Source organism: Actinokineospora lacus (genome assembly GCF_053813445.1).
This window is the reverse complement of record NZ_JBQERA010000005.1, coordinates 60,185-82,284: the sequence shown is the minus strand read 5'-3', so window position 1 is coordinate 82,284 and position 22,100 is coordinate 60,185. Positions and strand designations below refer to the sequence as shown.

Genomic DNA, 22,100 nt, shown 5'->3' with positions numbered 1-22,100 from the left:
AGATGCCATCGCTCCCGATGGGCGATTTCAGCAAAGCGGTGAACTACGGCTCGCTGCTGCTCGGTGAGAACGCCAAGCTCATGCTGGTCTCCGACGAGGGCGGCATACCGGTCCGGTTCACGATCAACCCGAAGTCGATCGTGCTGAAGAAGACGAACAAGACCGAGGGCAACCGCGGGGTCGTCGCAGGCAGTTTCAAGGACGCGCTGAAGGCGACCAGCAACGTCAGGCTGACCCTCAAGGGCGCCCACCTCACCGGCGCGGGCACGACCCAGGCATTCATCGACCAGCTCGTCGCCTGGGCGACACCGGTGCAGATCACCGCGGCCGAGGCGATGGCCCTCGAATCGGTCTCCGCCGCGGAGAACCTGATGAAGTCCGCGGCGGACATGGCCCAAGCGAAGATCAAGCAGAAGGCTCGGCAGTTCCTGCTCCCCACGGGGGGCGACAGCGAGAACAGCCTGCCCGCCGAGTCGACCACAAAGGACACCGCGGTCGACAGGATCATGAAGGCCCCGGTCTACTACCGGCTGCCGGTCCTGATGGTCATGTGGGGGGTCGGTGGTCCGCTGCGCAGCGGCGCGAAGGTCAACCTGGAGACGCTCGACATCGAGTACGAGCGCTTCGACTGGACCGGCATCCCGGTGTGGGCGAAGGTGACGATGAACCTGATCGAGTACTCCGCGCCGCTACCCCGGCAGAACCCCACCTCGGGTGGGGCCGCGGGCCGGACCAAGCACGTGGTGTCCCAGGGCGACGGGCTCGTCCAGATCGCGACCCGCGCCTACGGCTCGCCGAAGGCGTGGCGGGCGGTGGCCGAGGCGAACGGCCTCGACGACCCGCTGCGGATCAAGCCCGGCCGCACGCTCTCGCTTCCCGCCGCGGACTCCTTCGGCCAACCGGACCGGCCATGAGCAGGCCGATGGAGACCATCGCCAACGCCGAGGCGACCGCGCGGCCCAGCGTGACCATCGGCGGCGCGCCGCTGACGCCGGGCGTCGCCGCCCGGCTGCTCCGGGTCGTCGTGGACAACGACCTGCACCTGCCCGGCATGTTCGAACTGACCTTCCTCGACCTCGACGGACAGACGCTGGCGATGGCGAACGTGTCCATCGGCGCGCCGGTCACCGTGGTCGGCGCCGGACCGGGCGGCACCCCGGTGCCGATCATCGTCGGCGAGGTCACCGCGATGGAGGCCCTGGTGCAGGGCATCACCATCCGCACCGTCGTGCGCGGGTACACCGCCGCGCACCGGCTGCAGCGGGCCAAGCGCAGCCGCAGCTTCATCAACGTCACCGACGCCGACATCGCGCGCCGGGTCGCCACCGAGGCCGGGCTGAAAGTCGGGTCGGTGGTCGCCACCAGCACCACCCACGCCTACATGGCCCAGGTCAACCAGACCGACTGGGACTTCCTGACCGCGCGGGCGACGGAGATCGGCTTCGAGGTGGGCGTCGTGGGCGGGCTGTTCCACTTCCGCCCGGCCACCGACGGCCTCTCCTCGGCTGGCGGGGGGCTCGAAGGCATGGGCAAGAGCGTGCTCGCCGACTTCGCCGACAGCGCGGCGACCGTCGAGGTGACGTTCCCGGAGAACCTGATCAGCTTCCGGCCCAGGGTGACCGCGGGCAACCTGACCCCGGACGTGGAGCTGCGGGTGTGGGACCCGATGCTGCGCCAGGCGCTGTCCCAGACCTCCCGCACCCCGGCGGGCGCCGAGCCATCGCCCAGCAGCATGGGCGCGCGGTTCACCAACGGCCCGCTCTCGGCGATCACCAACTCGCTGGAGTCCGCGGCGGACTCGCTGCGGGCGATGCGGCCGAGCGGTGTCGTCGACGGCCTGCGCGGCGCCGAGGAGGCCGCGACCAGCGTGCTGTCGGAGGCCACCGGCGGGCTGCTCGGCTCCCCGGTGGGCTTCCTCGGCCTACCGCCGAGCATGACGGCGCGGGTGGTGGTCGACCGGCCCGCGATGGACAGCGTGACGATGGCGACCTCCGGCCCGATGATCGCCGGGGCGCTGGGCGCCGATGTGGGCAGCACGTTCGCCGAGGCGGAGGGCGAGGCCAAGGGCAACGCGGCCATCCAGCCCGGCGCCAAGGTCAGCATCGGCGGGGTGCCCGCCGCGTTCGCGGGCACCTGGCAGGTGTCGCGGGCGCGGCACATCTACGACGAGTCCGAGTTCGGCTACCGCGTCGTGTTCTCCGCGCACGGCAGGCAGGACCGCACGCTGCTCGGCCTGACCTCGCGCAGCCGCTCCTCCGGCGGGTCGGTCCTGGACAGCCTGGTGTGCGGGGTGGTCAGCGACTGCGCCGATCCGCTCGGCAAGGGCCGGGTCAAGGTCACGCTGCCCTGGCTGTCGCCGGACTTCGACACCGACTGGGCGCCGAACACCCAGTTCTGCTCCGGCCCGCGCAGCGGCGCGATGTTCATGCCCGAGGTCGGCGACGAGGTGCTGGTCGCCTTCGAGTTCGGCGACCCGCGCAGGCCGTACGTGGTCGGCGCGATGATGAACAACCTCACCCAGTGGAGCATCGCCTCCGGCGGGCCGATCGTCGCGGGCGGGCTGCCCGGCCTTGGCGACGCCGCGGTCGGGATGGCGGGCCAGGCGGCGGGCGCGGCCCTCGGCTCGTCCTACGGCCCGCTGGGATCGATGGTCGGCGGCCAGATCGGCCAGCGGGTCGCCTCGGAGGCCGTCAACGAGGCCGAGCAGGCCATCGACGGCTCGGTGCTGTCCCCCGGCATGCTCAGCGAGGTCCACCACCGCGGCTTCGTCTCCAGCACCGGCAACGCGCTGCTGTTCTACGACGTCCCCCCGCCCCTGACCCCGCCCACCCCGGCCGACCTGCCGCTGGGCGACCCGACCGCCGACCAGGGCGGGGGCACCGACGGCATGCCCGCGCCGCTGGTGCCGCCGGGCATGGGCGCGCTGGGCTCGGCGATCCGGCTCGGCTCGCAGAACGGCGAGATGGGCCTGACCGTCGACCAGGTCAACGGCGGGGTCAACCTGATGGCCGCCCCGGTGCCGGGGGTGACGGCCATCCCGCTGACCAACATCAACATCCTGGCCCAGAACGGCTTCGTCAACATCGGCGCGGGTGCCGGCGGCACGATGCTGATCGACGGCGGCACGAACCTGGTCATCAAGTCGGCCCAGAGCCTCACGATCCAGAGCAGTGCGATCAACATCATGGGAACGGTGCTGGTCAACGGCAAACCGCTCCCGATCTAGGACGGACACCATGTCTGAAGACGACTTCATCGGCCGCGGCTGGTCGTTCCCCTTCGACGTCACGGCCAACGGCACCATCGCCACCGTCGGCGGCGCGCGCAAGCTGGAGCAGTCCATGACCCTGGTGCTGTCCACCTACCCGGGAGAGCGCCCGTTCCGACCGCGCTTCGGCTCCAAGCTGCGCGACTTCACCTTCGAGACCGCGACCGCGCCGGTGTTCGCCCAGATCGAGGCCGAGGTGCGCGACAGCCTGCTCATGTGGGAGCCGCGCGCCAGTGTCCGGGACGTGACCGTCTTCCCGGCCGATGACCAGGAGAACCTGCTCTACATCGAGATCGCCTACGTCATCAAGGGCGAGAACGACGAGCGCAACCTCGTCTACCCCTTCTACACCATTCCTGATGAGAGGGATCACTGATGGTGCTTCCCGCGCCCAGCCTCGACGACCGGCGCTTCCAGGAGTTCGTGGACGAGGCCAAGCGGTACGTGATGCGGCGCTGTCCTGAATGGACGGACCACAACGTGTCCGACCCCGGGGTGACGCTCATCGAGACGTTCGCGTTCATGACCGAGCAGCTGTGCTACCGGCTCAACCGGGTGCCCGACCGGCTCTACGTCAAGTTCCTCGAACTGCTCGGGCTGCGGATGCTGCCGCCGACGGCCGCGGTCCTGCCGGTCACGTTCTGGCTGTCCACCCCGGCGCGCGCGCCGCTGGTCATCCGCGCGGGCACCAAGGTGTCCACGACCAGGACCGAGAGCGAGGAATCCATCGTGTTCTCCACGGTGGACGACCTGCCGGTGCTGCCGACGGAGATCAGCGTCGTGCGCCGGGTCACCGGCAACAGCGTGGCCAGCGAGAACCAGACGACCGCCTTCGACCTCGGGGAGGAGTTCACCGCGTTCGGCGAGCCGCCGCAGATCGATGACGCGCTGCTGATCGGGCTGCGCGACCCGGCGCCCGCCTGCGCGGTGCGGCTGGACTTCGACGGCGAGAGCAAGGGCGTCGGCGTCAACCCCAAGTACCCGCCGCTGGTGTGGGAGGCGTGGACCGGCGACGGGTGGTCCGGGTGCCAGGTGACGACCGACGAGACCGGCGGGCTCAACAAGTCCGGGCGGATCGTCGTGCACCTGCCGCCCACGCACGAGGCGAGCCTGATCGACGACCAGCGCGCCGCCTGGCTGCGGGTGCGGGTGGTCGAGCCGCTGCCGGGGCAGGCCGCGTACAGCTCGTCCCCTGTCGTGCGGGGCATCGTCGCGGGCACCGTCGGCGCCACCGCGTCGGCCGTGCACGGCGAGATCATCGAGCTGGAGGAGCTGGGCGAATCCGAGGGTGTGCCGGGGCAGCGGTTCGACCTCGGTCGGCGGCCGGTGCTGGGCGGATCGCACCCGGCGGTGCTGCAGGTGGCCACCGAGGACGGGTGGCGGGAGTGGACCAGGGTCGACAACTTCGCCAACAGCGGCCCCGACGACCCGCACTTCGTGCTCGACGGCATGGCGGGCCAGGTCGAGTTCGGCCCGTCGGTCCGGCTGGAGGACCGCCAGTCCCGCCAGTACGGGGCGGTCCCGCCGCGCGACGCGGTCATCCGCATGCGCCGCTACTACGCGGGCGGCGGCGCGCGCGGCAACGTCGCCAGGTACGCCGTGGACACCCTCAAGGGCTCGATCCCCTTCGTCTCGGGCGTGACGAACCTGGGTCCGGCGGCGGGCGGGGTCGACGGCGAGACGCTGGCCGAGGCCAAGGCCCGCGGCCCGATCATGCTGCGCACCCGCAGCCGCGCGGTCACCGCCGAGGACTACGAGGCGATCGCCCGCGAGGCCGCTCCCGAGGTGGCCCGCGTGCACTGCCTGACCGCCGGTGAGGACGACGTCGCCCACGGCGCGGTGAAGGTGCTCGTGGTGCCCGCGGCCGCGCAGCTGAACCGCGAGTTGCTCTTCGCCGACCTGGTGCCCAGTCCGGGCACCCTGGAGCGCATCGCCGAGCGGCTCGACGAGGTCCGGCTGGTCGGCACGCGGGTGCTGGTCGAGGCCGCGCGGTACCGCGGTGTCACCGTGATCGCCCGGCTCGTGGCCCGCACCCGGCTCGATCCCGAGGAGGTCAGGGTACGGGCGCTGGCCCGCCTCTACGCCTTCATCAACCCGCTGACCGGCGGCGACGACGGCACCGGCTGGCCCTTCGGCAGGCGCATCTCGCACGGGGAGGTGTTCGCGCTGCTGCAGTCCGTGCGCGGCGTCGACGTGGTGGAGGACGTGCGCCTCTACGGCGCGAACCCGGTGACCGGCGAGCGCGGCGCCGAGGTCGCGCGGCTGCCGGTGGGGGCGGGCGGTCTGGCGTTCTCCTACGACCACCAGGTGCGGGTGGAGCGGTCATGACCGCGCTCGATCCGATGCCGTCGCCGTATCCGCTGATCGATCACCTGCCCGCGGTGTTCGGCGAGGACCAGTTCGCCGTGCGCTGGACCGCGGCGATGGACGACGTGCTCGCCCCGATCATCAACATGATCGACTGCGTGCACGCCTACATCGACCCGCTCATCGCGCCGGAGGAGTTCGTCCGGTGGCTCTCGGGCTGGTTCGGCGTGCTGCTGGACGAGAGCTGGCCGATGAGCGCGCAGCGGGCGATCGTGGCCGAGGCGGTCGACCTGTTCCGGATGCGCGGCACGATGGCGGGACTGCGCCGCCACCTCGCGGTGGTGGTCGACGGCGAGGTCGAGATCACCGAGAGCGGCGGGACGTCGTGGTCGATCCGGCCGCGGCCGGAGCCGCCCACCGACGTCGAGCACTGGGTGCGGGTCGTGGTCCGCCCGCGCCCCGACTCGGCCGTGTCCGAGGCGGCGGTGGCCGCGGTGATCCGCGCGGCGAAGCCCGTGCACGTCGCGCACTCGCTGGAGGTGCTCACATGATCGTGTGCACGATGTGCGGCAACCACAACGACGAGTCCACCGCGTTCTGCGGCGACTGCGGCAAGTTCCTCGAATGGAACGGGGAGAAGGTGGCGCCGCCGCCGGAGGTCGTGGTGGTGGTCGAGGAGCCGCCACCGCCCGCGCCGGAGAAGCTGACCTGGTGGCAGCGGCTGCGGCGGAAAGTGGCGTCGTGGCTGCCGGACCGGATCTACGTGGAGAAGCGCGAACGCGCCCCGATGACCGCGCTGGCCGTGTGGACCTCGGAGGCCGAGCCGCCGCCGCCACCGAAGCCCGCGGGCGATGAGGAGTCGGCGGACGCGCCGCCGCCGCCGGTGAAGAAGCCACCGCCACCGCCGCCCGGCGCCAAGAAGGCCCCTCCCCCACCACCGGGGAAGGCCCCGCCGCCACCTCCCGGCGCGAAAACACCACCGCCACCTCCCGGCGCCAAGACACCACCACCTCCACCGGGGGCCAAAACGCCACCACCTCCACCCGGCGCGAAAACACCACCACCTCCACCGGGGGCCAAAACGCCACCACCTCCACCCGGCGCGAAAACACCACCACCCCCGCCCGGCGCGAAGACGCCACCGCCGCCGCCCGGCGGCACGAGCGCGGCACCGTCCACTGGCGGCACGGCGACGTCGGCAGGCAAGGCTCCTCCCCCGCCTCCCGGCAAGGCGCCACCGCCACCACCCGGAAGCGGGAACCAGGGCGCGGCGGCGGCATCGTCAGAGGACGCCGCCGTGCCGGCCGGGCCGGACCCCGACCTGGTGGCCGCCTTGGCGCAGCCGGTCAGCGGGGTCGCGGAGTATCGCGGCCTCGACCAGCCGCCCGAGCTGGCCCCGGCGCCCGCGATCGTCCGCACCAGGGCGATCGTCAAGACCAAGTCCACCCGGCGGCTCGAACTGGGTGACCTGGTGTGCGCGGCCTGCGGTGAGGGCAACGCGCCCACCCGCAACTTCTGCAGCCGCTGCGGCGAGTCGCTGGCGGACGCGGGCGTGGTCAAGCCGACGTGGTGGCGCAGGCTGTTCCGGCGGCGCGCCAAGCGGTACCCGGCGGGCACCCGGCCGGGTCAGAAGGGCACGCGGGAGCACCGGTCGTGGCTGGCGTCGCTGTCGCTGCGGCGGCTGCGCGCGGGGCTCGTGCTGCTCGCGGTCGTCCTCGGCCTGGTCTACGCCGTCTACCCGCCGTTTCGCACCACGGTGATCGACAACGTGCGGGCGCTCTACCGGAAGGTCGCCCCGAACCTCGAACCCATCCGCCCCGCGACGGTGTCCTCGGCGACCGCGCTGCCCGAGCACGAGCCCAACCTGGTGTCCGACACCTACAACAACACCTACTGGATGGCCCAGGTGGGCGGCGGCGTCCGCCCCAAGATCACCTTCCGGTTCTCCGAGAGCTATCTGCTGCGCAGCGTCATCATGCACTCGGGGTCGAGCGACTCGTTCGCCGACGACGGGCGGCCCTCGATCCTGCGGATCACCTACAACACCGGCAAGACGGAGAACATCCTGCCGCAGGACAGTTCGCGCGGGCAGACCATCGATCTCAAGAACACCACGCTCGTCACCTCGGTCACGATCGAGGTGGCTGATGTCTACACCGGAGCGAAACGGCAGACGGTGGCCATCAGCGAGATCGAGTTCTTCGCGTTGAAATGACCCGCGGACGACCGCGGTGGTCCCGTCGCCTGGCCGAGGAGCTCTGGTGGACCGCAAAGCCGTACCCGCATCGCAGACCGCCGCGGCGGTGCCGATCCCCCGGCCCCGCGTCGCGCTCGTGTTCGCCGTGCTGCTCACCGCCGCGTCGATGGGCAGCACGGCGTCCACGCCGGAACCCGCCGAACCGGCGCGTGCCGTGGCGATCCCGCCGCCAACCGTCCCTTCAGGACAACTGCCTGACGACTCCCCGTTCGGGGCAGGCGGCGACACCTCACCGACCGCCGCCCCGCCGCCGGTGCTCAACACCGGCCGGGTCGAGCGCGCCACCCCGGTCGCGCGCGCGGTCGGCATCCCCGGCACGGTGTTGTCGGCCTACCAGGAAGCCGCCGCGTCCCTTCGGTCCACCCAGCCCCGCTGCCGCCTGCCGATGACGCTGCTGGCCGCGATCGGCAAGGTCGAGTCCGGCCACGCCCGAGGCGGCCAGGTGGACGCGCGCGGCACCACGCCGCACCCCATCCTCGGCCCCGTCCTCGACGGCGGCCCCGGCTTCGCCTCGATCCGCGACACCGACGGGGGCAGGCTGGACGGCGACGCGGTGTGGGACCGGGCGGTCGGCCCGATGCAGTTCATCCCGAGCACCTGGGCCCACTGGGGCGTCGACGCCGACGCCGACGGCTTCCGGAACCCGCACAACATCCGCGACGCGAGCACGGCGAGCGGGGAGTACCTGTGCGCGAACGGCCGTGACCTGTCCACACCGGATGGTTTGCGCTCGGCCATCCTCAGCTACAACCACTCCGAGGCCTACCTACAGCTGGTCCTGGCCTGGATGGCCACCTACAACGCCGGAACCGCCGCCCTCCCCGTCACCATCACCGGCCCCGGCGGCGCCGTCGTGGCGATGCCCGCCCCACAGGACCCACCCACCACGCCACCGTCCGGCCCCACCCCGCGCCCGGCGCCCCCCGGCCCCACTCCGGGCTCACCGCCCGGAACCACACCGCCGAGGCCGGGCGCCCCCACCACTCCGCCCACCACCAACCCACCCGCGACCGAGCCGCCGACGACGACACCGGGCGCGCCGGTCCCGAGTGTTCCTCCCGCGAGTCCCCTGAACCCGATAGCCGACGTGGTGTGCCTCGTGGACGGCGTCATCGACACCGGCGTCGGCCTGATCGGCGCGATCGGCGGCATCCTGCTCCCCATCGCCCCGCCGCCGCCCCAACCGGGTTGCCCGGCACCGACCGAGCCAACCTCGACACCGCGCTAGGTCGTGTTTCAGATGTGGGGTGCGGCTATGCCGTGCTCCACATCTGAAACACGACCTGACGCACCGATGATGTCGCCGAGGGGGAAACCGCGTCCACCCCTCGGACGCGGCGTGGACCTTCACAGGCGTCCCGCCGCTAGCGCTCGTCGTCCGGTCGGGCGGCCTGCCCCGGCGGGGCGCTCTGGACGAGGCGGACGGCCAGGTGCAGGGCCAGGCGGTCGTCGGCGTTGGTGAGGTCGACGGCGAGCACGGCGCGGATGCGGTCGAGGCGTTGCAGGACGGTGTTGCGGTGCACGCCGAGGACGGTGGCCGTCGCCGTGGTCGAGGCGTTGTGGTCGAAATAGGACGACAGGGTCTGCATGAGCTGGCCGGAGGCATCGGCCTCGATGAGCGGACCGAGCAGCTGGTGGGCCAGGGTGTGCTGCAGGTTCGTGACGTAGCGGTCGGCGAGGAGCCGCTTGACGTTGTCGCCGCCGACCCTCTCCACCGCTCCGGGGATGTTGCGGGCACTGGCCAGCACCGACGCCTGCCGCGCTTCCCGCAGGGTGGCCCGCAGCCCGGCGATCCCCTCGGCGGTGACGCCGATCCCCGCGCAGAGCCGCACTCCCCCGCACTCGCGTTCGGCGTTGATCAGGGCGCGCTGGACGCAGTTGAGCAGGCCCGAGTCCGCGTCGGCCGGTGGCCGGGTCGGCCGGGTGATCCACAGCGACCAGCCGTCGCCGTCGCCGATGGGGTTGGCGCGGACCCCGTCGGCGCGCAGGCAGTCGCGCAGCCGGTCGCGCACCATCGCCGGGTCCACCCCACCGCGGGAGGCCACGTGGATGCCGGTGTGCCAGCCGCCGAGCCGCCAGCCCGCGGCGGTGGCCTGTTCGAGCAGGCCCCTCGACGGCGCGTCGGCGTCCTCCATCAGGCGGGTGAGCAGTTCCTCGCGGTGCTTGACCCGGCGCTCCACGCGCAGCGCGGTCGTGGCCAGGTAGGCGACGAACGCCCAGGTGGCGATGCCCAGCGCCTGACTGGCCAGGTGCACCCTCGCCGATGACGTCCCCGGGACGGTCGCCACCAGCCACAGGTTCGCCGGAGCGCCGACGGCCAGCTGAACCGCTTGGGCGACAACGAGTTCATGGCCGTCATCGCTGGCCGAGCACACCCACGACATCGGGTGCACGGCGGAGAGCCTGCCGCGCGCCCCGCTCAGCCGGTAGGCCGCCGCGGGGGGCAGGACGCCCGCGAGCACCCGCCCCTCCGGGTCGACCAGCGCGACCGGGTGGCGCAGCGTCCGAGCGAGGACGTCGACCATCTCCTCGGGATCGACGCGGACCGACCGCAGTCGGTGCGCGAGCACGCTCAGCACCCGGAAGTCGGTGACGTCCGGGGTGCGGACGAAGCTGTCCATGGCGGGCACGAGCCGGTCGGGCTCCTCGTGGTCGACCAGGATCAGCGCCACGCCCGCCTCCTCCGCGAGCAGCCTGGTCTCCCGTGCCAGCAGGCCCGGTGGCCGTTGGAGCAGCAGCCCGGCGGCCCCGCGCTGCCCGGCGAGGCGGATCGCCACCCCGGTACCCGAGTCCTCGGCGCGCAGGCGGGAGCGGTCGAACACCGCGAGCGCGGACGGCGCCACCTCGGCCACCGCGAGCGGCCCCGGCGGGGACGTCACCGAGGTGACCGGTGTGGTCAGACCGCGGTCGGGGGCGATGAGCAGGGGGTCCGGGAAGAAGCCCACAGCCAACAGGTGGCTGAGCATGACGGACATGCCACACTCCGTTCTACCCGGAATCCCCTGGCGCGTACCGAAGCCGCGCTCGGTGAGTCGGTGAGTGGATGGTCCGCCGGGGCACGATCCGGCGATCCACGCTGTTCAACGACGCGCGACCCCGAGTGGTGCGGACGATCCGAACAGTATTCAGATCATCCCTTCGCGCAGGGCAAACCCCACCGCGTGTGCCCGGTTGCGCAATTGGTAGCGCATGACCACCGCGTGCAGGGTGTTCTTGATCGTCCGCTCCGAGTACGACAGCTCCGCGGCGATCTCGCGCACCTCCATGCCCTGGGCGATCATGCGCAGCACCGCCACCTCGCGCTCGGTCAGGCCGGTGAACCGCAGCCCTTTCGGGGCGAGCACCTGGTTCTGCAGCCGGTTGACCTGGTCGAGCAGCCTGCCGAGCAGTTTCGGGGAGAGCACCCCGCCCATCCCTGATGCCTGCCGCACCGCCGTCACCAGCCGTTCGGCGGTCGCTTCCGCCCGGGGGAGCAGTCCGCAGGCGCCCGCCTCGATCGCGGCGAGCAGCCCTTTGTCGTCGACCGTCGACAGCACCAGGATGACCTGTCTCATGCCCTGGCCGCGCAGCTCACGGACCATCCGCAGCGCGCATTCGTCGACGACGTCGCTCACCACGACGCACACCATGTTGTCGACGGGCGTGGGCTGGGCGACGACGGTGATCTCGGGGCGGGCGTGCAGCTGCGCGCTGACGCCGGATTCCAGGATGGGGTCGGTCGCAATGACATACACGGGGATGCGATACGTCATCTTCGCCTCGATCTCGTGTGAGGTGCGTGATGACGTCAGTGTCGGCGGGCGACTCAACGCGAACTCAACGCCACCGCGGCGAGCGGCAGATCACCGGCACATCCCTTCCCGTCACCGCACCAGAGCGGCGGTGAACACTCCGAACGGAGTACACGCGTCGCGCGCGTTCCCGCACGTCACCGCGAGGGTCATGGACTCCCCCGGCGCGAGCAGCGGGGCCTGGCTGGGCCGGAACGCCACCGCGTCCCCGCCGTCGCGGTCGATGTCGGCGAGATCGACCACGGCGAGCACCTCGTCACCGTGCCCGACCCGCAGCTCGCCGACGTCGGCGGCCGGGTTGCGCAGGACCACGGAGGTGACCCGGTGCCGGGGACCGGGCGGCACCACGTAGGAGAACAGCTGCGGCCCGCCGCCCACCCCTGGGAAGGCCTGGGTGCGGATCGTGAAGGTGGTGGTGACGGCCTGCCCTCCTCCTCCTCCGCCGCCTCCGCCCGCGGTGCTCGTGCGCCTGACCACCCCGCCGGTCGGGGCGGGCGGGCGCGTGGTCGACGCCGCGGTGCGGCTCGCGGTGGTCCGGGCCGCGGTCGTGGTCGAGACCGCGGTGGTGCTCGGGGTCGGCAGGGCCGTCGGGGCGGGACCGGCGATGGACACCGGCCGCTGGCGCAGCAGCGCGGTCACGATGACCACCAGCAGCAGCGCGATCGCGAGCAAGATCGAGAACAGCCAGAAGAACCGGCTCGGGATCAGCGGCCCCTGGTCGACCCCGGCTTCGAGCTCAATGGGATCACTCCCCGGCACGATCACCTTGACCTGGAACGGCAGCAGCCGGTTCTGCCCCTTCCAGAAGTACCGCTTGGGCCGGGCGAGGATCTTGACGAAAGTCGCGGTGCCAGGGTCCAGCCGGGGCGCGTGCGGGCGGACCTTGAAGGTGAGCTTGGCGTCCGGGTCGGTCGCGGTGACCTCCACGCCGTGGACGTGGTTGCCATGGTTGTCGACGGCCAGGGTGTGCCTGCCCTTGCGCCGGGTGGTCGAGGTCACCGGGACGAGCCCCGCGTCGACGTCGACGAAGGGCTCGACGGTGACCAGGCCCTCCTGCACCACCGATCCCGCCGCGTCCTCGCGGGAGGACACCTGCAGCGCGAACGCGTGCTCACCGGCGAGCACGTCGGACGTGCGCCGCGGGGTGAAGGTCAACTCGACGGTGACTTCCTGGTGCGGCATCAGGTTGACCCGCGCGGGCTTGACCTCGGTCCAGTCCCGCACGTCCCCCCGGACCGCGAAGACGAACTGGTCGACGACCGCCGAGTTGTTGCGGACCAGGACGTGGCACCGGGCCGCGCCCCCTGGCGCGACCGTCACCCCGGTCGTTCGCAGTGTCGCGCTGACGGCCATGCCATCAGCGTGGCGCGGCTCGGCCCGCCCGTCAGCGCGGGCGGAGCCAGTCTCTCGGCCACCGGAGAATGACCTGACGGGCACCGCCGCTGCCCCGGCCGCTGTGCGAAGTGCCCATCCGGGCAAGCCGTGATGTGCAATCCGCACGATGACACGGAGCCCGCCGATGGCAAGACTGCGACAAATGTCCCATCATCCGGTGAGAAATGCGCGTGCGGCCTTCCGAGATCGCCGCCACACGGCCGTGCGCCGAAAACATGTGGTCGCCGTCCTCGACGCCGAGTGGTTCGCGCGCCTGCGACTGGTGGTGGGCCCGGCGGGCTCGGGGAAGTCCGTGCTGCTGCGCCAGCTCACCGCGCCGGGCAGGGACCTGCCCGAGCACATCGCCGTCACCTGCCAGGTCGGGGCGGAGCCGTTCGACAGCGCGCTCGTCGCCGCGTTCCGGCCCGTCCTCGACGCCGACGACATCGATGACCTCCTGGGGAGGCTGGCGCGCGACCGCCGCGAGTTCACCGTCTACGTCGACGACGCCCACCGCCTGGCGGACGGCCCTGGGGCAGCGGTGCTGGCCAGGATGCTCCAGGACGCTCCGCCCACCGTGCGGTTCACCGTGGCGACGCGGGACGGGCGGCTGCCCGGCACGGACGCGCTGCGCGGCGACGTGTGCCACATCGGCTACGACGAGCTCCGGCTGCGGCCCTGGGAGGTCGAGGAGCTGTTCGAGGACGTCTACCAGACCCCGCTCGGACCGGAGGCCGCCGCGGAGCTGTGCGCCAGGGTGGAGGGGCTGGCCGTGGCGGTGCGGCTGCTCCACCTGGAGACCAAGGCGCTGGCGCCCGCCGAGCGGCGCGCCGTGCTGGAGGCGCCGCCGAGGCACTCCCGGCGGCTCACCGAGTTCCTGGACCGCGAGATCCTCGGCGCCCTGCCCCGCGCGACGCGGGACTTCATGGTGGACGCGAGTCCGCTCGGGGTGCTCGACACCGCGCTGTGCGACGCGATGGTGGGCCGCACCGACAGCGCGGCCCTGCTCAACGACCTCGTCACCCGCCAGGCGCTGACCTTCCGCACCGGTTCCAGCTCCACCTTCCGGTTCCACGTGCTGCTGCAGCAGCACCTTGAGCGGACCTTCGCCGAGCGGCGCGGCAGCCACCTCAACCGGCAGGCGTACCACTCCGCGGCGACGTACCTGGTCGGTGGCGGACGCTGGGCGGAGGCATACCGCTGCTACGCCCGCGCCGAGGACTGGAGCGCCGCGGCAGGCGTCCTGCACCGGTTCGGCGCGCACGCCGAGGGCCTGCGCGCCTCGGCGTCGGTGCCCGACATCCTCTTCGCCGACGACCCGTGGCTGACGCTCGCCGAGGCGCGGCGGCTGCGCGGAGAAGGCAGGCTGGCCGAGGCGTACGACTGCTACCTGCGCGCCGAGAACGGCATGAGCGATCCCCGGCCGCGCTGGCAGTGCACCCTGGAGCGCTCGGGAATCGCCACCTGGATCACCGACGAGGTCCGAGAGGCCGACCCCCTGGTCGACGGCGTGGCCACCTACGTCGCGGCGGCCATGCGCGGCGAGCCCTCCCGGCTGCTGGGGCACGCGGTGCCCGCGGCGAGTCCGGAGTGGACGCTGGGCCGGGCGATCGGGGCGGTGTTGGGCGCCCGCGCCGACGAGGCCATCGCGCTGGCCGAGCCGCTGGCGATGGCGCCGTCGTCGTTCGTCTCGCTGGCGGGCAGGCTGGTCGTCGCCGTCGTGGAGGCCACCATGCGCCGCCGGGGCGCCGCCGCCACGTTCGCCCGGCTGGCCGCCGACGCCGAGGACGCGGGCTGGCTGTGGCTGGCGCGCGCCGCCAGGGCCTCGGTCGCCTTGCTGGTGCCCGAGGCCTGCGCCGACGCCCAGGCGGTCGCCGACGAGTGCGCGCGGATCGGCGACGACTGGGGCGAGCTGATCGCGACCCTCATGCTCACGATCGGCCTGCTGCGCGCGGACGCCCCACCGCGGGACGCGGCCCGCCATGGCGCCGCCCTCGCCCGCAGGCTCGGCGCGCTGGTGCCGGAGGTCTGGCTGCGGTTCATGCTCGTCAGCGAGCTGGAGCGCCGAAGGCACCCGGACGCGCGGGGCGAGCGCGCCGAGGTGGACCGGCTCGCCGCCACCATGCCCCGCGCCGCGCTGGCCACCATTGGCGAGCTGGTCGCCCAGCTCTGCGTCCCCACCCGAGCGGTCAGGCCGCAGCTCACCCTCGCCGAGCCGATCCCCGAGCCGCCGGTCTCCGTGCGCTGTCTGGGCAGCTACGAGCTGGCCGTCGATGGCAAGCCCGTCGACCTCGACTCCCTGCGCGCGCAGGCCCGCCGCGTCCTGCGGGTGCTGTCCATGCACTACGGCCACCCCCTGCACGAGGAGCGGCTGGTGGCCGCGCTCTGGCCGGACGCGCCGCTCGCGCCCGCCAAGCACCGGCTGCAGGTGGCGATCTCCAGCCTCCGCGCGCTGTTGCGCGGGCACAGCACCGAGGCGGGCCCGCTGAGCATCGACCGGCTCGGCAGTGCCTACCTGCTGCGCCTCCCGGCGGGCAGCACGGTGGACGTCGTCGAGTTCGCCGAGGCCGTCCGCCAGTGGCGCGCGGCCCGCCACGTCCTGGACGCGGTCGAGGTCCGCACCCTCGGCCACCGCGTGCTCGACCTCTACCGCGGCGAACTGCTCTCCGAGGAGGGCCCGGCCGAGTGGGTCCTGGCCCGCCGGGAGGCGACCAGGGGCGAGGCCGCCGGGGTCGCCGCCGCCCTGGCCCGGTACGAGCTGGACCGCGGCAACGCCCCTGCCGCCGCGGAGATCTGCGAACGCGCCCTGACGATCGACGAACTCGACAACCGCCTCTGGACCCTGCTTGCCGAAGCCCGCCACCGCTGCGGCAACGCCGCCGCCGCCCAGCGCGCCAGCTACGCCTACAACGCCCTCTTGGCCGAGGGCTGAGCCCCCTGTTGTCAGCCCTCGGCGGGTGCGTTGAGATCGGCGAGGGTGTGCCAGAACATCAGCTCATAGCCGTGGAGCAGTCGGGCCAGGACGACGGCGGGCTGGGGGTCCCATTTGGCGTCCAGGGCCTCCTGCAGGGCGGCCAAGCCGACTCGGTCGAGTTCCGGCGCGGGCTCAGCGAAGAAATCGAAGAACGCGGTGGCTTCGGCGTCCATTCCGTAGTGCTCGCGCAATCCGCGTGAGATCGCCGCGCAGTACTGGCCCCATTCGGCGAAATTCGTCAGAATGGCCAGCTGCGCGTCCCTGGGGTTTCCGTTGACGACGAGCCACGCGAGGTAGGACGGGTACGCCTGGGCGCCCGGCTGGGGCTGGTAGTCCGCCAGGTCCTCCTCGCTCAGGCCGCAGGCGGCGGCGAAGCGCAGCAGGTGCCCCGCCGCGATGGCCTCGCCACCGGCCACGGAAGTGAAGAACTCGCGGGCCGAGGGGTCGACGGCCTGACCGGCCAACATGAGAAATGTTCGCCAATCGCTCCGGATGATCCGGTGCTGCTCCGCGGCGAGCGCGCCGAGCGAGGTCAGGGACGCCTGACCCGCCTCGACCATGGCGACCATCCGGTTCTCCACCGGCACCGGGGTCACCTGCCGCCGTACGTCGGCGAGGACCTGGTCGGCTTGGCGTGTCATCTTGGCTGCTCCGTTGTCCGAGAGAAGGGCGTTGATCACCGTATCAAGTGGTTTCGCGGCTCTGCTACCGTCGCGCCTCTGTTCGCGACGAGCGGATGTCGCGCGCGAACAACAAGCATCCCTACTGCAGAGCGGTGACATCCGGATCGCGGGTATTGACCTCTGGTTCTCGCACCATGTCATATGGTGGCCGGACGCCTCAATGTCCGGCACGGCACGGCGATCGACATCCGCAGAGAGACCGTGGAACGAGCGTGACAGCAACGATGGAACCGTTCGGCGGCCCCACCCCCGGTCTGCCAGAGCACCAGAAGGACGCCGTGATCGTTGTCCACCAAGCGGGGCGCTGCCAGTCGTGAAAAACTCCCACTGGGCCTCCTACCTCGGCTTCGGCGCTCTCCTCATCTGCGTGTACTACGCGGCTCCGGTCTGGCACGGGACCGTCCCGACGCGGGTGGTCATCTACTGCGCGGTGAGCGCATCGGCCGCGGGCGCGCTGCTCTGGGGCCTGCTGAGGTACCGGCCCCGACCGGTGCTGCCGTGGGTGCTGCTCGGTCTGAGCCAGGGCGTGTACGCGCTCGCGGACCTCACGTTCTACCTGTCGCACTACGTCTTCGGGAACACGACCTACCCGTCCTTCGCCGACATCGGCTACATCGGGCACTACCCGCTGGCCGTGGCGGGCCTGGTGCTGCTGATCCGCGGCAGGCTGAGCGGCCGGGACCTGCCCGGCCTGCTCGACGCGCTGTCGCTGACCGCGGTGGCCGCCCTGCTGTCCTGGGTCGTGATCATCGGCCCGCAGACGCGGTCCGACACCTCGATGCTGGTCAAGCTCACCTCGCTGGCCTACCCGGTGATGGACCTGGCGCTGCTGCTGGTCGCGTTGCGGTTCATCTTCGCGGGCGGGCGCCGCGGCGGGGCCTTCGTCCTGCTCGTCGGGTGGCTGGCCGCGATCATGGCGGCGGACACGATCTACGTCCTGCAGCGGCTCTCCGGCGACTACGCCGCGGGCAACTTCCTCGACGCGATCTGGCTCGCCGGGAACCTCGCCCTCGGCGCCAGCGCGCTGCACCCGTCGATGGGCAGGCTGGTCAGCCGCTCGGCCAACCCGCCGACGAGCCTGGGCTGGACGCGCCTGGCCATCCTGTCCACGGGCGCGCTGGTGGCCCCCGCCCTGCTCCTGATCCAGGACGCGCGCGGGGAACTCCGCGACGTGCCCGCCTACGCGATCGCCTGCGCCGTCCTGTTCGGACTGGTGGTGGTCCGGCTGGCCGCCATCGCCGTCGACCAGCGCAGGCTCGCCGACACCGACGGGCTCACCCAGCTCTACACGCGCCGGTTCTTCGAGACGAAGCTGGAGCGCGACGTCGAGACCGCGCGCCGGGAGGACGGCGCGCTCGCCGTGCTGATGATCGATGTCGACCACTTCAAGGCGATCAACGACACCTACGGCCACCCGGTGGGCGACCGCGTGCTCGCCGAGATCGCCGTGCGCCTGCGCAGGACCGTGCGCTCCGGGGAGTTGCTGGCCCGCTACGGGGGCGAGGAGTTCGCCCTCGTGGCCTACCGCATCAGCTCGGAGGACCTCCCCCTGCTCGCCGAACGCCTGCGCCGCGCGGTGGCGGAGACCAAGGTCGTCATCGGGCCCCGCCAGCACGTCAGCGTCACGGTGTCCATCGGCGCCGTGGTCATGTCGCCGTCCTGCAACACCTGCGCCGACCTCGTCGCCGCCGCCGACTCCGCGCTGTACACCGCGAAGGCGAACGGGCGGAACCAGGTGGTCGTCAACGGCGGCGGCGGGAATCTCCCCGTCCGGACGAGCCACGGCATCACCGCGGATTTCCTCTACCAGATCGCCGATCTCGTCGAGCGCAGGATGGACCGCTGCGGGCACGGCTCGGTCATCGCCGAGTGGTCCAAGACCATGGCCGACGAACTCGGCCTCGGCAGGTGCGCGGCCGAGTGCGCCCAGCGGGCCGCGCGGCTGTCCCGCATCGGCGCGATCATGACCCCGCCCGACGTGCTGCTCAAGTCCGCTCCGCTGACCCAGGAAGACCGGTGGCTGCTGCGCCAGGAGCCCACCGCGGGCTGCCAGCTGGCGCGGGTCGTGCTCGACCACGCCGACGTGGCGCAGGTGATCCGCCAGCACCGCGAACACTGGGACGGCAGCGGCTACCCCGACGGCGCGGCGGGCGGCGGCATCCGGATGGAGGCCCGCATCGTCGCCGTCTGCGAGGGCTGGGCCGCGGCGGTGTCCCCGCCGGGCCGGGTCGACGACGCCGTCGAGCACCTCATGGCGGGCCGGGGGACGCGCTACGACCCGGCGATCGTCGACCTGTTCCTGCGGCTCCGCCAGGCCAACCGGGTCGGGCGGCTGCCCGAGCACCTGGCCGGGGTCCGGCGGATGCCGCTCGACCCGGTCGAGCCGTCGGGCCTGCGCACGAGAACGACGCTCACGTAGCGCGCGTGGGGTGCGCACTTCCCCCCAATCGGACCTGTTGCACCACCACCTCCCCTGTCACAGTGAATTCACTTTGCAGCGCAAAGTTGATGGCGAGGAGGGACAATGGCGCTCCGCAAGTTCTTCACAGTGCTGGTCGCGCTGGCCGCCGCGGCGGTCACCGTGACCCCGGCGACCGCGGCACCGTCGGCACCGTCGGCGGCGGCGACGGCCGACACCGTGGCGGCATCGCAGGTCCGCGACGCGGTGGTCAACGCCGCCAAGAACCGGGTGGGCAGGCCGTACCTGCTGGAGTACGGCTGGACGTGCCGGGAGACCGCCATGGACTGCGAGTGCCTCAACCGCAACGCGATCTGGCACGGGACCAAGAACGCCACGGGCCGCGGCCTGCAGCTGAACTACTGGCTCCAGGGGCAGATCAACCAGGGCCGCCGCGTCAGCACGCCCCGGCCCGGCGACCTCGTCTTCTGGGACACCAACCCCAATGACGGCATCCGCTACGGCGGCGACCTCGACCACACCGGCGTCTACATCGGCAACAACCAGGTGATCAACGCCAACGCCTACTACGGCAAGGTCGTCTACCAGAGCGTCACCCTCGGCGGCACCGAGCGCGACCCCCTGTTCGTCGACGTCCTCGCCCCCAACGGCTACTGACCGCCCGGCCGCCCGCCACCCGCAGGCGGCGCGGCCAACCGGTTGAGCTGGGCCAGTTCCGCGTCGAAGGCGGCCCGCCCGGCATCGGTGATGAAGACCGTGGTGCGCCGGTGCCGGGGGGCGGGGCCGGGCCGCTCCGCCTTGGCGGTGCTCACGTAGCCCGCTTCCGCGAGGACGTTGAGGTGCCGGTTGAGGTTGCCGTCGGTCAGCTCCAGCACCTCTTTGAGGTAGCCGAACTCCGCGGCGTCCGTGCCGCGCAGGACCGCGAGGATGCCGAGCCGGACCCGCTGGTGGACGACGTCGTCCAACTCCACAGCCGGGTGCCGTTCCCGCTCCGGCATGCTGACCCCTAGATCGAGAAGCGTCACTCGCGGTAATGTTATCCCAGCGCCCCGATCACGGGCGCCGCTCACCCCCGCCAGGCGGACACCAGCCGTGACAGCCCCGAGGTCCAGGACCGAGGCCGCCGACGCGTTCGCGGAGATCACCAGGCTCCAGGCCCTCGCCCGCGCGGCGGGCGTCAGCTTCGCGTTCCCCCTGCGCCTCTACGGAGCCGCGGGGATCATCAGCGCCGCCCTGCTGGCCACGCTGCCGATCCAGGTCTACAACCTCTGGTGGCTGACCGTCGCCGCCACCGCCCCGGTCCTGGTGGCCCACCACTACCACCGCCGCCTGAGCCTGCGCGGCGTCGGCATCTCCCGGGGACGCGCAGGCCGCTACGCCGCGGGCACCGAACTCCTGGCCGCCGCCCTCTGGTTCGCCCAGCCCCTGTACCCCATCCCGATCAGCGCCCCCTGGCTCGCCTTCGCCCTCGGCGCCACCCTCGTCGCCCGCGCCTGGCACGACCGCCCCCTGGCAGTCATCGCCGCGGCCGTCGCGGCGACCGTCACCATCGCCGCGGCCGCCCACTGGCCCATGCCCGCGACCGACCTCCTGATCGGAACCCTGCTGTGCCTCGGCAGCACGTGCCCATCGCACCACCGACGCCGGATCAGAGCCATGCTCCCGCCGGCCTGGCCGACCTGAGCACCGACGGTGTCAGGCTCGCGCAGCGGTTGTCCACCACCGTGTCCACTGTCAGCAGGAGCCGTTGACCGGGCCGCTCACTCCTGTGTAGACGAAGGCGTCGCTGATCCAGGTGCCGTCGGCCAGCTGGTTCCAGAGGGCTGTGGCGCCCCAGCGGCCGGTGTGGGAGGTGCCGGGAGAGGAACAGCGGATGTCGACGGTGGCGCCGTCGGTCAGCTGGCCCACGGTGGCGAAGCCGGTTCCCGGGCCGGAGCGGCGGTTGACGGTGGTGCCGCCGTTGGCGTCGACGATGCCCTGGGTGCGGCCGAGGGGCCCGTAGTTGTGCAGGGGGCCGCCGACGTTCACGCGGGCGCTGCCGTGCAGGGCATACCCCCCGTACTGGGCGCTCCCGTTGCCGAAGACCCACTTGCCGATGATGTGACCGGCGATGCCGATGAAGGACCCGTTGTGCATCAACGAGAAGTGCACGTGCCGGGCGCGGGCGGAGCCGCCGCAGCCGGTCTCGGTGCCGGTGTCGCCGAGGAAGGTGCCCGCCGACACCCGCAGGCCGTCGGCCTGGAGGTGGTTCCAGAGGTGGTAATAGCGGCTGGCGTAGCCATCGGGGTGGATCACCCGGATCATGCCGACGCAGGTGGTGTAGGCCAGCCCCTCCTTCACGGCCAGCACGCGCTGGTCGCCGCCCGCGAGGTCCAGCGAGCTCCACGGGCCGGTGCCCGCGTCGTAGGCGTGGGGGCCGCCGAGCATCGACCAGCTCTGGTTCAGCGCCCACGGCAGCCGCATGCCGGTGCGGTAGTCGCCGTCGACCTGGGCGCTCGCCCGGCCGTCGTGCTCGGCGAACACGGTCTTCTCCGCGCTGGACAGCACCGCCGAGCTCGCCGACAGGTCGGCGAAGACCTGCTGGCCGTCCAGGCCGACGCGCCAGTGGCCGTCCCGGTGTTCGGCGACGAACAGCCAGTCCAGCGGCTTGGCGTCCGCCTCTCGCGGGGCGACCAGGACGACGGTGCCGAAGGCCCACCGCCCGGCCTCGGCGCGCAGCACCCGCACCCGGGTGTCCACCCACCGCGTCCCGCTCGGCCCCCGCTCCCGCGCGGCGTCGGCGACGAGCCGAGTGAGCGCGCCACGGGTGTCGGCGGCCGCGGAACCCGGGGCCGCGAAATCCGGGGCCGCGGAACCCGGGGCCACCGTGCCCGCGCCTGCCACGCCGGGCAGCACGCCCGCCATCACCACGGCGGCGACCAGCGCCCCGAACCGCGTACCCATACCTGTCGAGGAAGCCATGGCGGTCTCCTGTCAGCCCGGCGGGCGGCCACGGCAGGGCCACCGTTGTCAGAAGATTACGGTTCA

Annotated in this window: 17 protein-coding genes; 11 read left to right on the top strand and 6 right to left on the bottom strand. The window is 72.4% G+C overall.

Features of this window, described 5'->3' with window-relative positions:
• Positions 1-17: 17 nt before the first annotated feature.
• Genes ACTG9Q_RS13905 through ACTG9Q_RS13875 form a run of 7 tightly spaced genes read left to right on the top strand, consistent with a single transcriptional unit; the run spans position 18 to position 9,060 of the window.
• Positions 18-914, top strand: coding sequence for a LysM peptidoglycan-binding domain-containing protein (locus tag ACTG9Q_RS13905; protein ID WP_455573162.1), 897 nt, complete (start codon positions 18-20; stop codon positions 912-914).
• Positions 911-3,226 (top strand): phage baseplate assembly protein V, encoded by a 2,316-nt coding sequence (locus ACTG9Q_RS13900; RefSeq protein WP_455573161.1) that lies wholly within the window; start codon positions 911-913, stop codon positions 3,224-3,226. The genes ACTG9Q_RS13905 and ACTG9Q_RS13900 overlap by 4 nt, the downstream gene beginning before the upstream one ends.
• Before the next feature lie 10 nt (positions 3,227-3,236).
• On the top strand, positions 3,237-3,644 hold the full coding sequence (locus ACTG9Q_RS13895) for a GPW/gp25 family protein (protein WP_455573160.1): 408 nt from the start codon (positions 3,237-3,239) through the stop codon (positions 3,642-3,644).
• Positions 3,644-5,596 carry a putative baseplate assembly protein gene (locus ACTG9Q_RS13890; protein WP_455573159.1) on the top strand — a complete coding sequence of 651 codons (1,953 nt, stop codon included), beginning with the start codon at positions 3,644-3,646 and terminating at the stop codon, positions 5,594-5,596. Before ACTG9Q_RS13895 ends, ACTG9Q_RS13890 begins: the two co-directional genes overlap by 1 nt.
• Complete coding sequence (locus ACTG9Q_RS13885; protein WP_455573158.1) at positions 5,593-6,126, top strand: phage tail protein; 534 nt, start codon at positions 5,593-5,595, stop codon at positions 6,124-6,126. Before ACTG9Q_RS13890 ends, ACTG9Q_RS13885 begins: the two co-directional genes overlap by 4 nt.
• Entirely contained in the window at positions 6,123-7,790 is a 1,668-nt protein-coding gene (locus tag ACTG9Q_RS13880; RefSeq protein ID WP_455573157.1) for an NADase-type glycan-binding domain-containing protein, read from the top strand. Before ACTG9Q_RS13885 ends, ACTG9Q_RS13880 begins: the two co-directional genes overlap by 4 nt.
• Positions 7,791-7,836: 46 nt before the next feature.
• Positions 7,837-9,060, top strand: a complete 1,224-nt coding sequence (locus ACTG9Q_RS13875) for a lytic murein transglycosylase (RefSeq protein WP_455573156.1) — start codon at positions 7,837-7,839, stop codon at positions 9,058-9,060.
• 136 nt (positions 9,061-9,196) lie between these two features.
• On the opposite strand, the gene ACTG9Q_RS13870 is transcribed toward ACTG9Q_RS13875, so the two are convergent.
• From ACTG9Q_RS13870 to ACTG9Q_RS13860, 3 genes are all read right to left on the bottom strand, one after another.
• Positions 9,197-10,807, bottom strand: a complete 1,611-nt coding sequence (locus ACTG9Q_RS13870; RefSeq protein WP_455573155.1) for a PucR family transcriptional regulator — start codon at positions 10,805-10,807, stop codon at positions 9,197-9,199.
• 150 nt (positions 10,808-10,957) lie between these two features.
• Entirely contained in the window at positions 10,958-11,566 is a 609-nt protein-coding gene (locus tag ACTG9Q_RS13865; RefSeq protein ID WP_455573154.1) for a LuxR C-terminal-related transcriptional regulator, read from the bottom strand.
• A 129-nt stretch (positions 11,567-11,695) separates the two neighbouring features.
• The gene (locus tag ACTG9Q_RS13860) at positions 11,696-12,976 is read right to left on the bottom strand and encodes a COG1470 family protein (protein ID WP_455573153.1); all 1,281 of its coding nucleotides are present in this window, start codon (positions 12,974-12,976) and stop codon (positions 11,696-11,698) included.
• 244 nt (positions 12,977-13,220) lie between these two features.
• On the opposite strand from ACTG9Q_RS13860, the gene ACTG9Q_RS13855 reads away from it, so the two are divergent.
• A complete protein-coding gene (locus ACTG9Q_RS13855) occupies positions 13,221-15,929 on the top strand; it encodes a BTAD domain-containing putative transcriptional regulator (RefSeq protein ID WP_455573152.1) in 2,709 nt (902 codons plus the stop codon).
• A gap of 11 nt (positions 15,930-15,940) precedes the next feature.
• Here the strand turns inward: ACTG9Q_RS13855 and ACTG9Q_RS13850 are convergent, their stop codons facing one another.
• The gene (locus tag ACTG9Q_RS13850) at positions 15,941-16,612 is read right to left on the bottom strand and encodes a thiaminase II/PqqC family protein (RefSeq protein WP_455573151.1); all 672 of its coding nucleotides are present in this window, start codon (positions 16,610-16,612) and stop codon (positions 15,941-15,943) included.
• A gap of 355 nt (positions 16,613-16,967) precedes the next feature.
• On the opposite strand from ACTG9Q_RS13850, the gene ACTG9Q_RS13845 reads away from it, so the two are divergent.
• Entirely contained in the window at positions 16,968-19,073 is a 2,106-nt protein-coding gene (locus ACTG9Q_RS13845) for a diguanylate cyclase (protein ID WP_455573150.1), read from the top strand.
• A 105-nt stretch (positions 19,074-19,178) separates the two neighbouring features.
• Positions 19,179-19,730: a C40 family peptidase gene (locus tag ACTG9Q_RS13840; RefSeq protein ID WP_455573149.1), complete on the top strand. Its 552-nt coding sequence runs from the start codon at positions 19,179-19,181 to the stop codon at positions 19,728-19,730.
• Here ACTG9Q_RS13840 and ACTG9Q_RS13835 read toward each other — a convergent pair.
• Positions 19,724-20,098 (bottom strand): transcriptional regulator, encoded by a 375-nt coding sequence (locus ACTG9Q_RS13835; RefSeq protein ID WP_455573148.1) that lies wholly within the window; start codon positions 20,096-20,098, stop codon positions 19,724-19,726. The two genes, ACTG9Q_RS13840 and ACTG9Q_RS13835, sit on opposite strands and share 7 nt — an antisense overlap.
• A gap of 67 nt (positions 20,099-20,165) precedes the next feature.
• On the opposite strand from ACTG9Q_RS13835, the gene ACTG9Q_RS13830 reads away from it, so the two are divergent.
• Positions 20,166-20,756 (top strand): hypothetical protein, encoded by a 591-nt coding sequence (locus tag ACTG9Q_RS13830; RefSeq protein ID WP_455573147.1) that lies wholly within the window; start codon positions 20,166-20,168, stop codon positions 20,754-20,756.
• A 51-nt stretch (positions 20,757-20,807) separates the two neighbouring features.
• On the opposite strand, the gene ACTG9Q_RS13825 is transcribed toward ACTG9Q_RS13830, so the two are convergent.
• The gene (locus ACTG9Q_RS13825) at positions 20,808-22,034 is read right to left on the bottom strand and encodes a peptidoglycan DD-metalloendopeptidase family protein (protein ID WP_455573146.1); all 1,227 of its coding nucleotides are present in this window, start codon (positions 22,032-22,034) and stop codon (positions 20,808-20,810) included.
• Between the last annotated feature and the right edge of the window lie 66 nt (positions 22,035-22,100).

What these genes read in the sequence shown, in the direction of transcription:
- ACTG9Q_RS13840 (WP_455573149.1), top strand. Translation starts at nt 19,179, where the DNA reads ATGGCGCTCCGCAAGTTCTTCACAGTGCTGGTCGCGCTGGCCGCCGCG.
- ACTG9Q_RS13905 (WP_455573162.1), top strand. Translation starts at nt 18, where the DNA reads ATGGGCGATTTCAGCAAAGCGGTGAACTACGGCTCGCTGCTGCTCGGT.
- ACTG9Q_RS13880 (WP_455573157.1), top strand. Translation starts at nt 6,123, where the DNA reads ATGATCGTGTGCACGATGTGCGGCAACCACAACGACGAGTCCACCGCG.
- ACTG9Q_RS13850 (WP_455573151.1), bottom strand. Translation starts at nt 16,612, where the DNA reads ATGACACGCCAAGCCGACCAGGTCCTCGCCGACGTACGGCGGCAGGTG.
- ACTG9Q_RS13825 (WP_455573146.1), bottom strand. Translation starts at nt 22,034, where the DNA reads ATGGCTTCCTCGACAGGTATGGGTACGCGGTTCGGGGCGCTGGTCGCC.
- ACTG9Q_RS13895 (WP_455573160.1), top strand. Translation starts at nt 3,237, where the DNA reads ATGTCTGAAGACGACTTCATCGGCCGCGGCTGGTCGTTCCCCTTCGAC.
- ACTG9Q_RS13860 (WP_455573153.1), bottom strand. Translation starts at nt 12,976, where the DNA reads ATGGCCGTCAGCGCGACACTGCGAACGACCGGGGTGACGGTCGCGCCA.
- ACTG9Q_RS13885 (WP_455573158.1), top strand. Translation starts at nt 5,593, where the DNA reads ATGACCGCGCTCGATCCGATGCCGTCGCCGTATCCGCTGATCGATCAC.
- ACTG9Q_RS13870 (WP_455573155.1), bottom strand. Translation starts at nt 10,807, where the DNA reads ATGTCCGTCATGCTCAGCCACCTGTTGGCTGTGGGCTTCTTCCCGGAC.
- ACTG9Q_RS13890 (WP_455573159.1), top strand. Translation starts at nt 3,644, where the DNA reads ATGGTGCTTCCCGCGCCCAGCCTCGACGACCGGCGCTTCCAGGAGTTC.
- ACTG9Q_RS13900 (WP_455573161.1), top strand. Translation starts at nt 911, where the DNA reads ATGAGCAGGCCGATGGAGACCATCGCCAACGCCGAGGCGACCGCGCGG.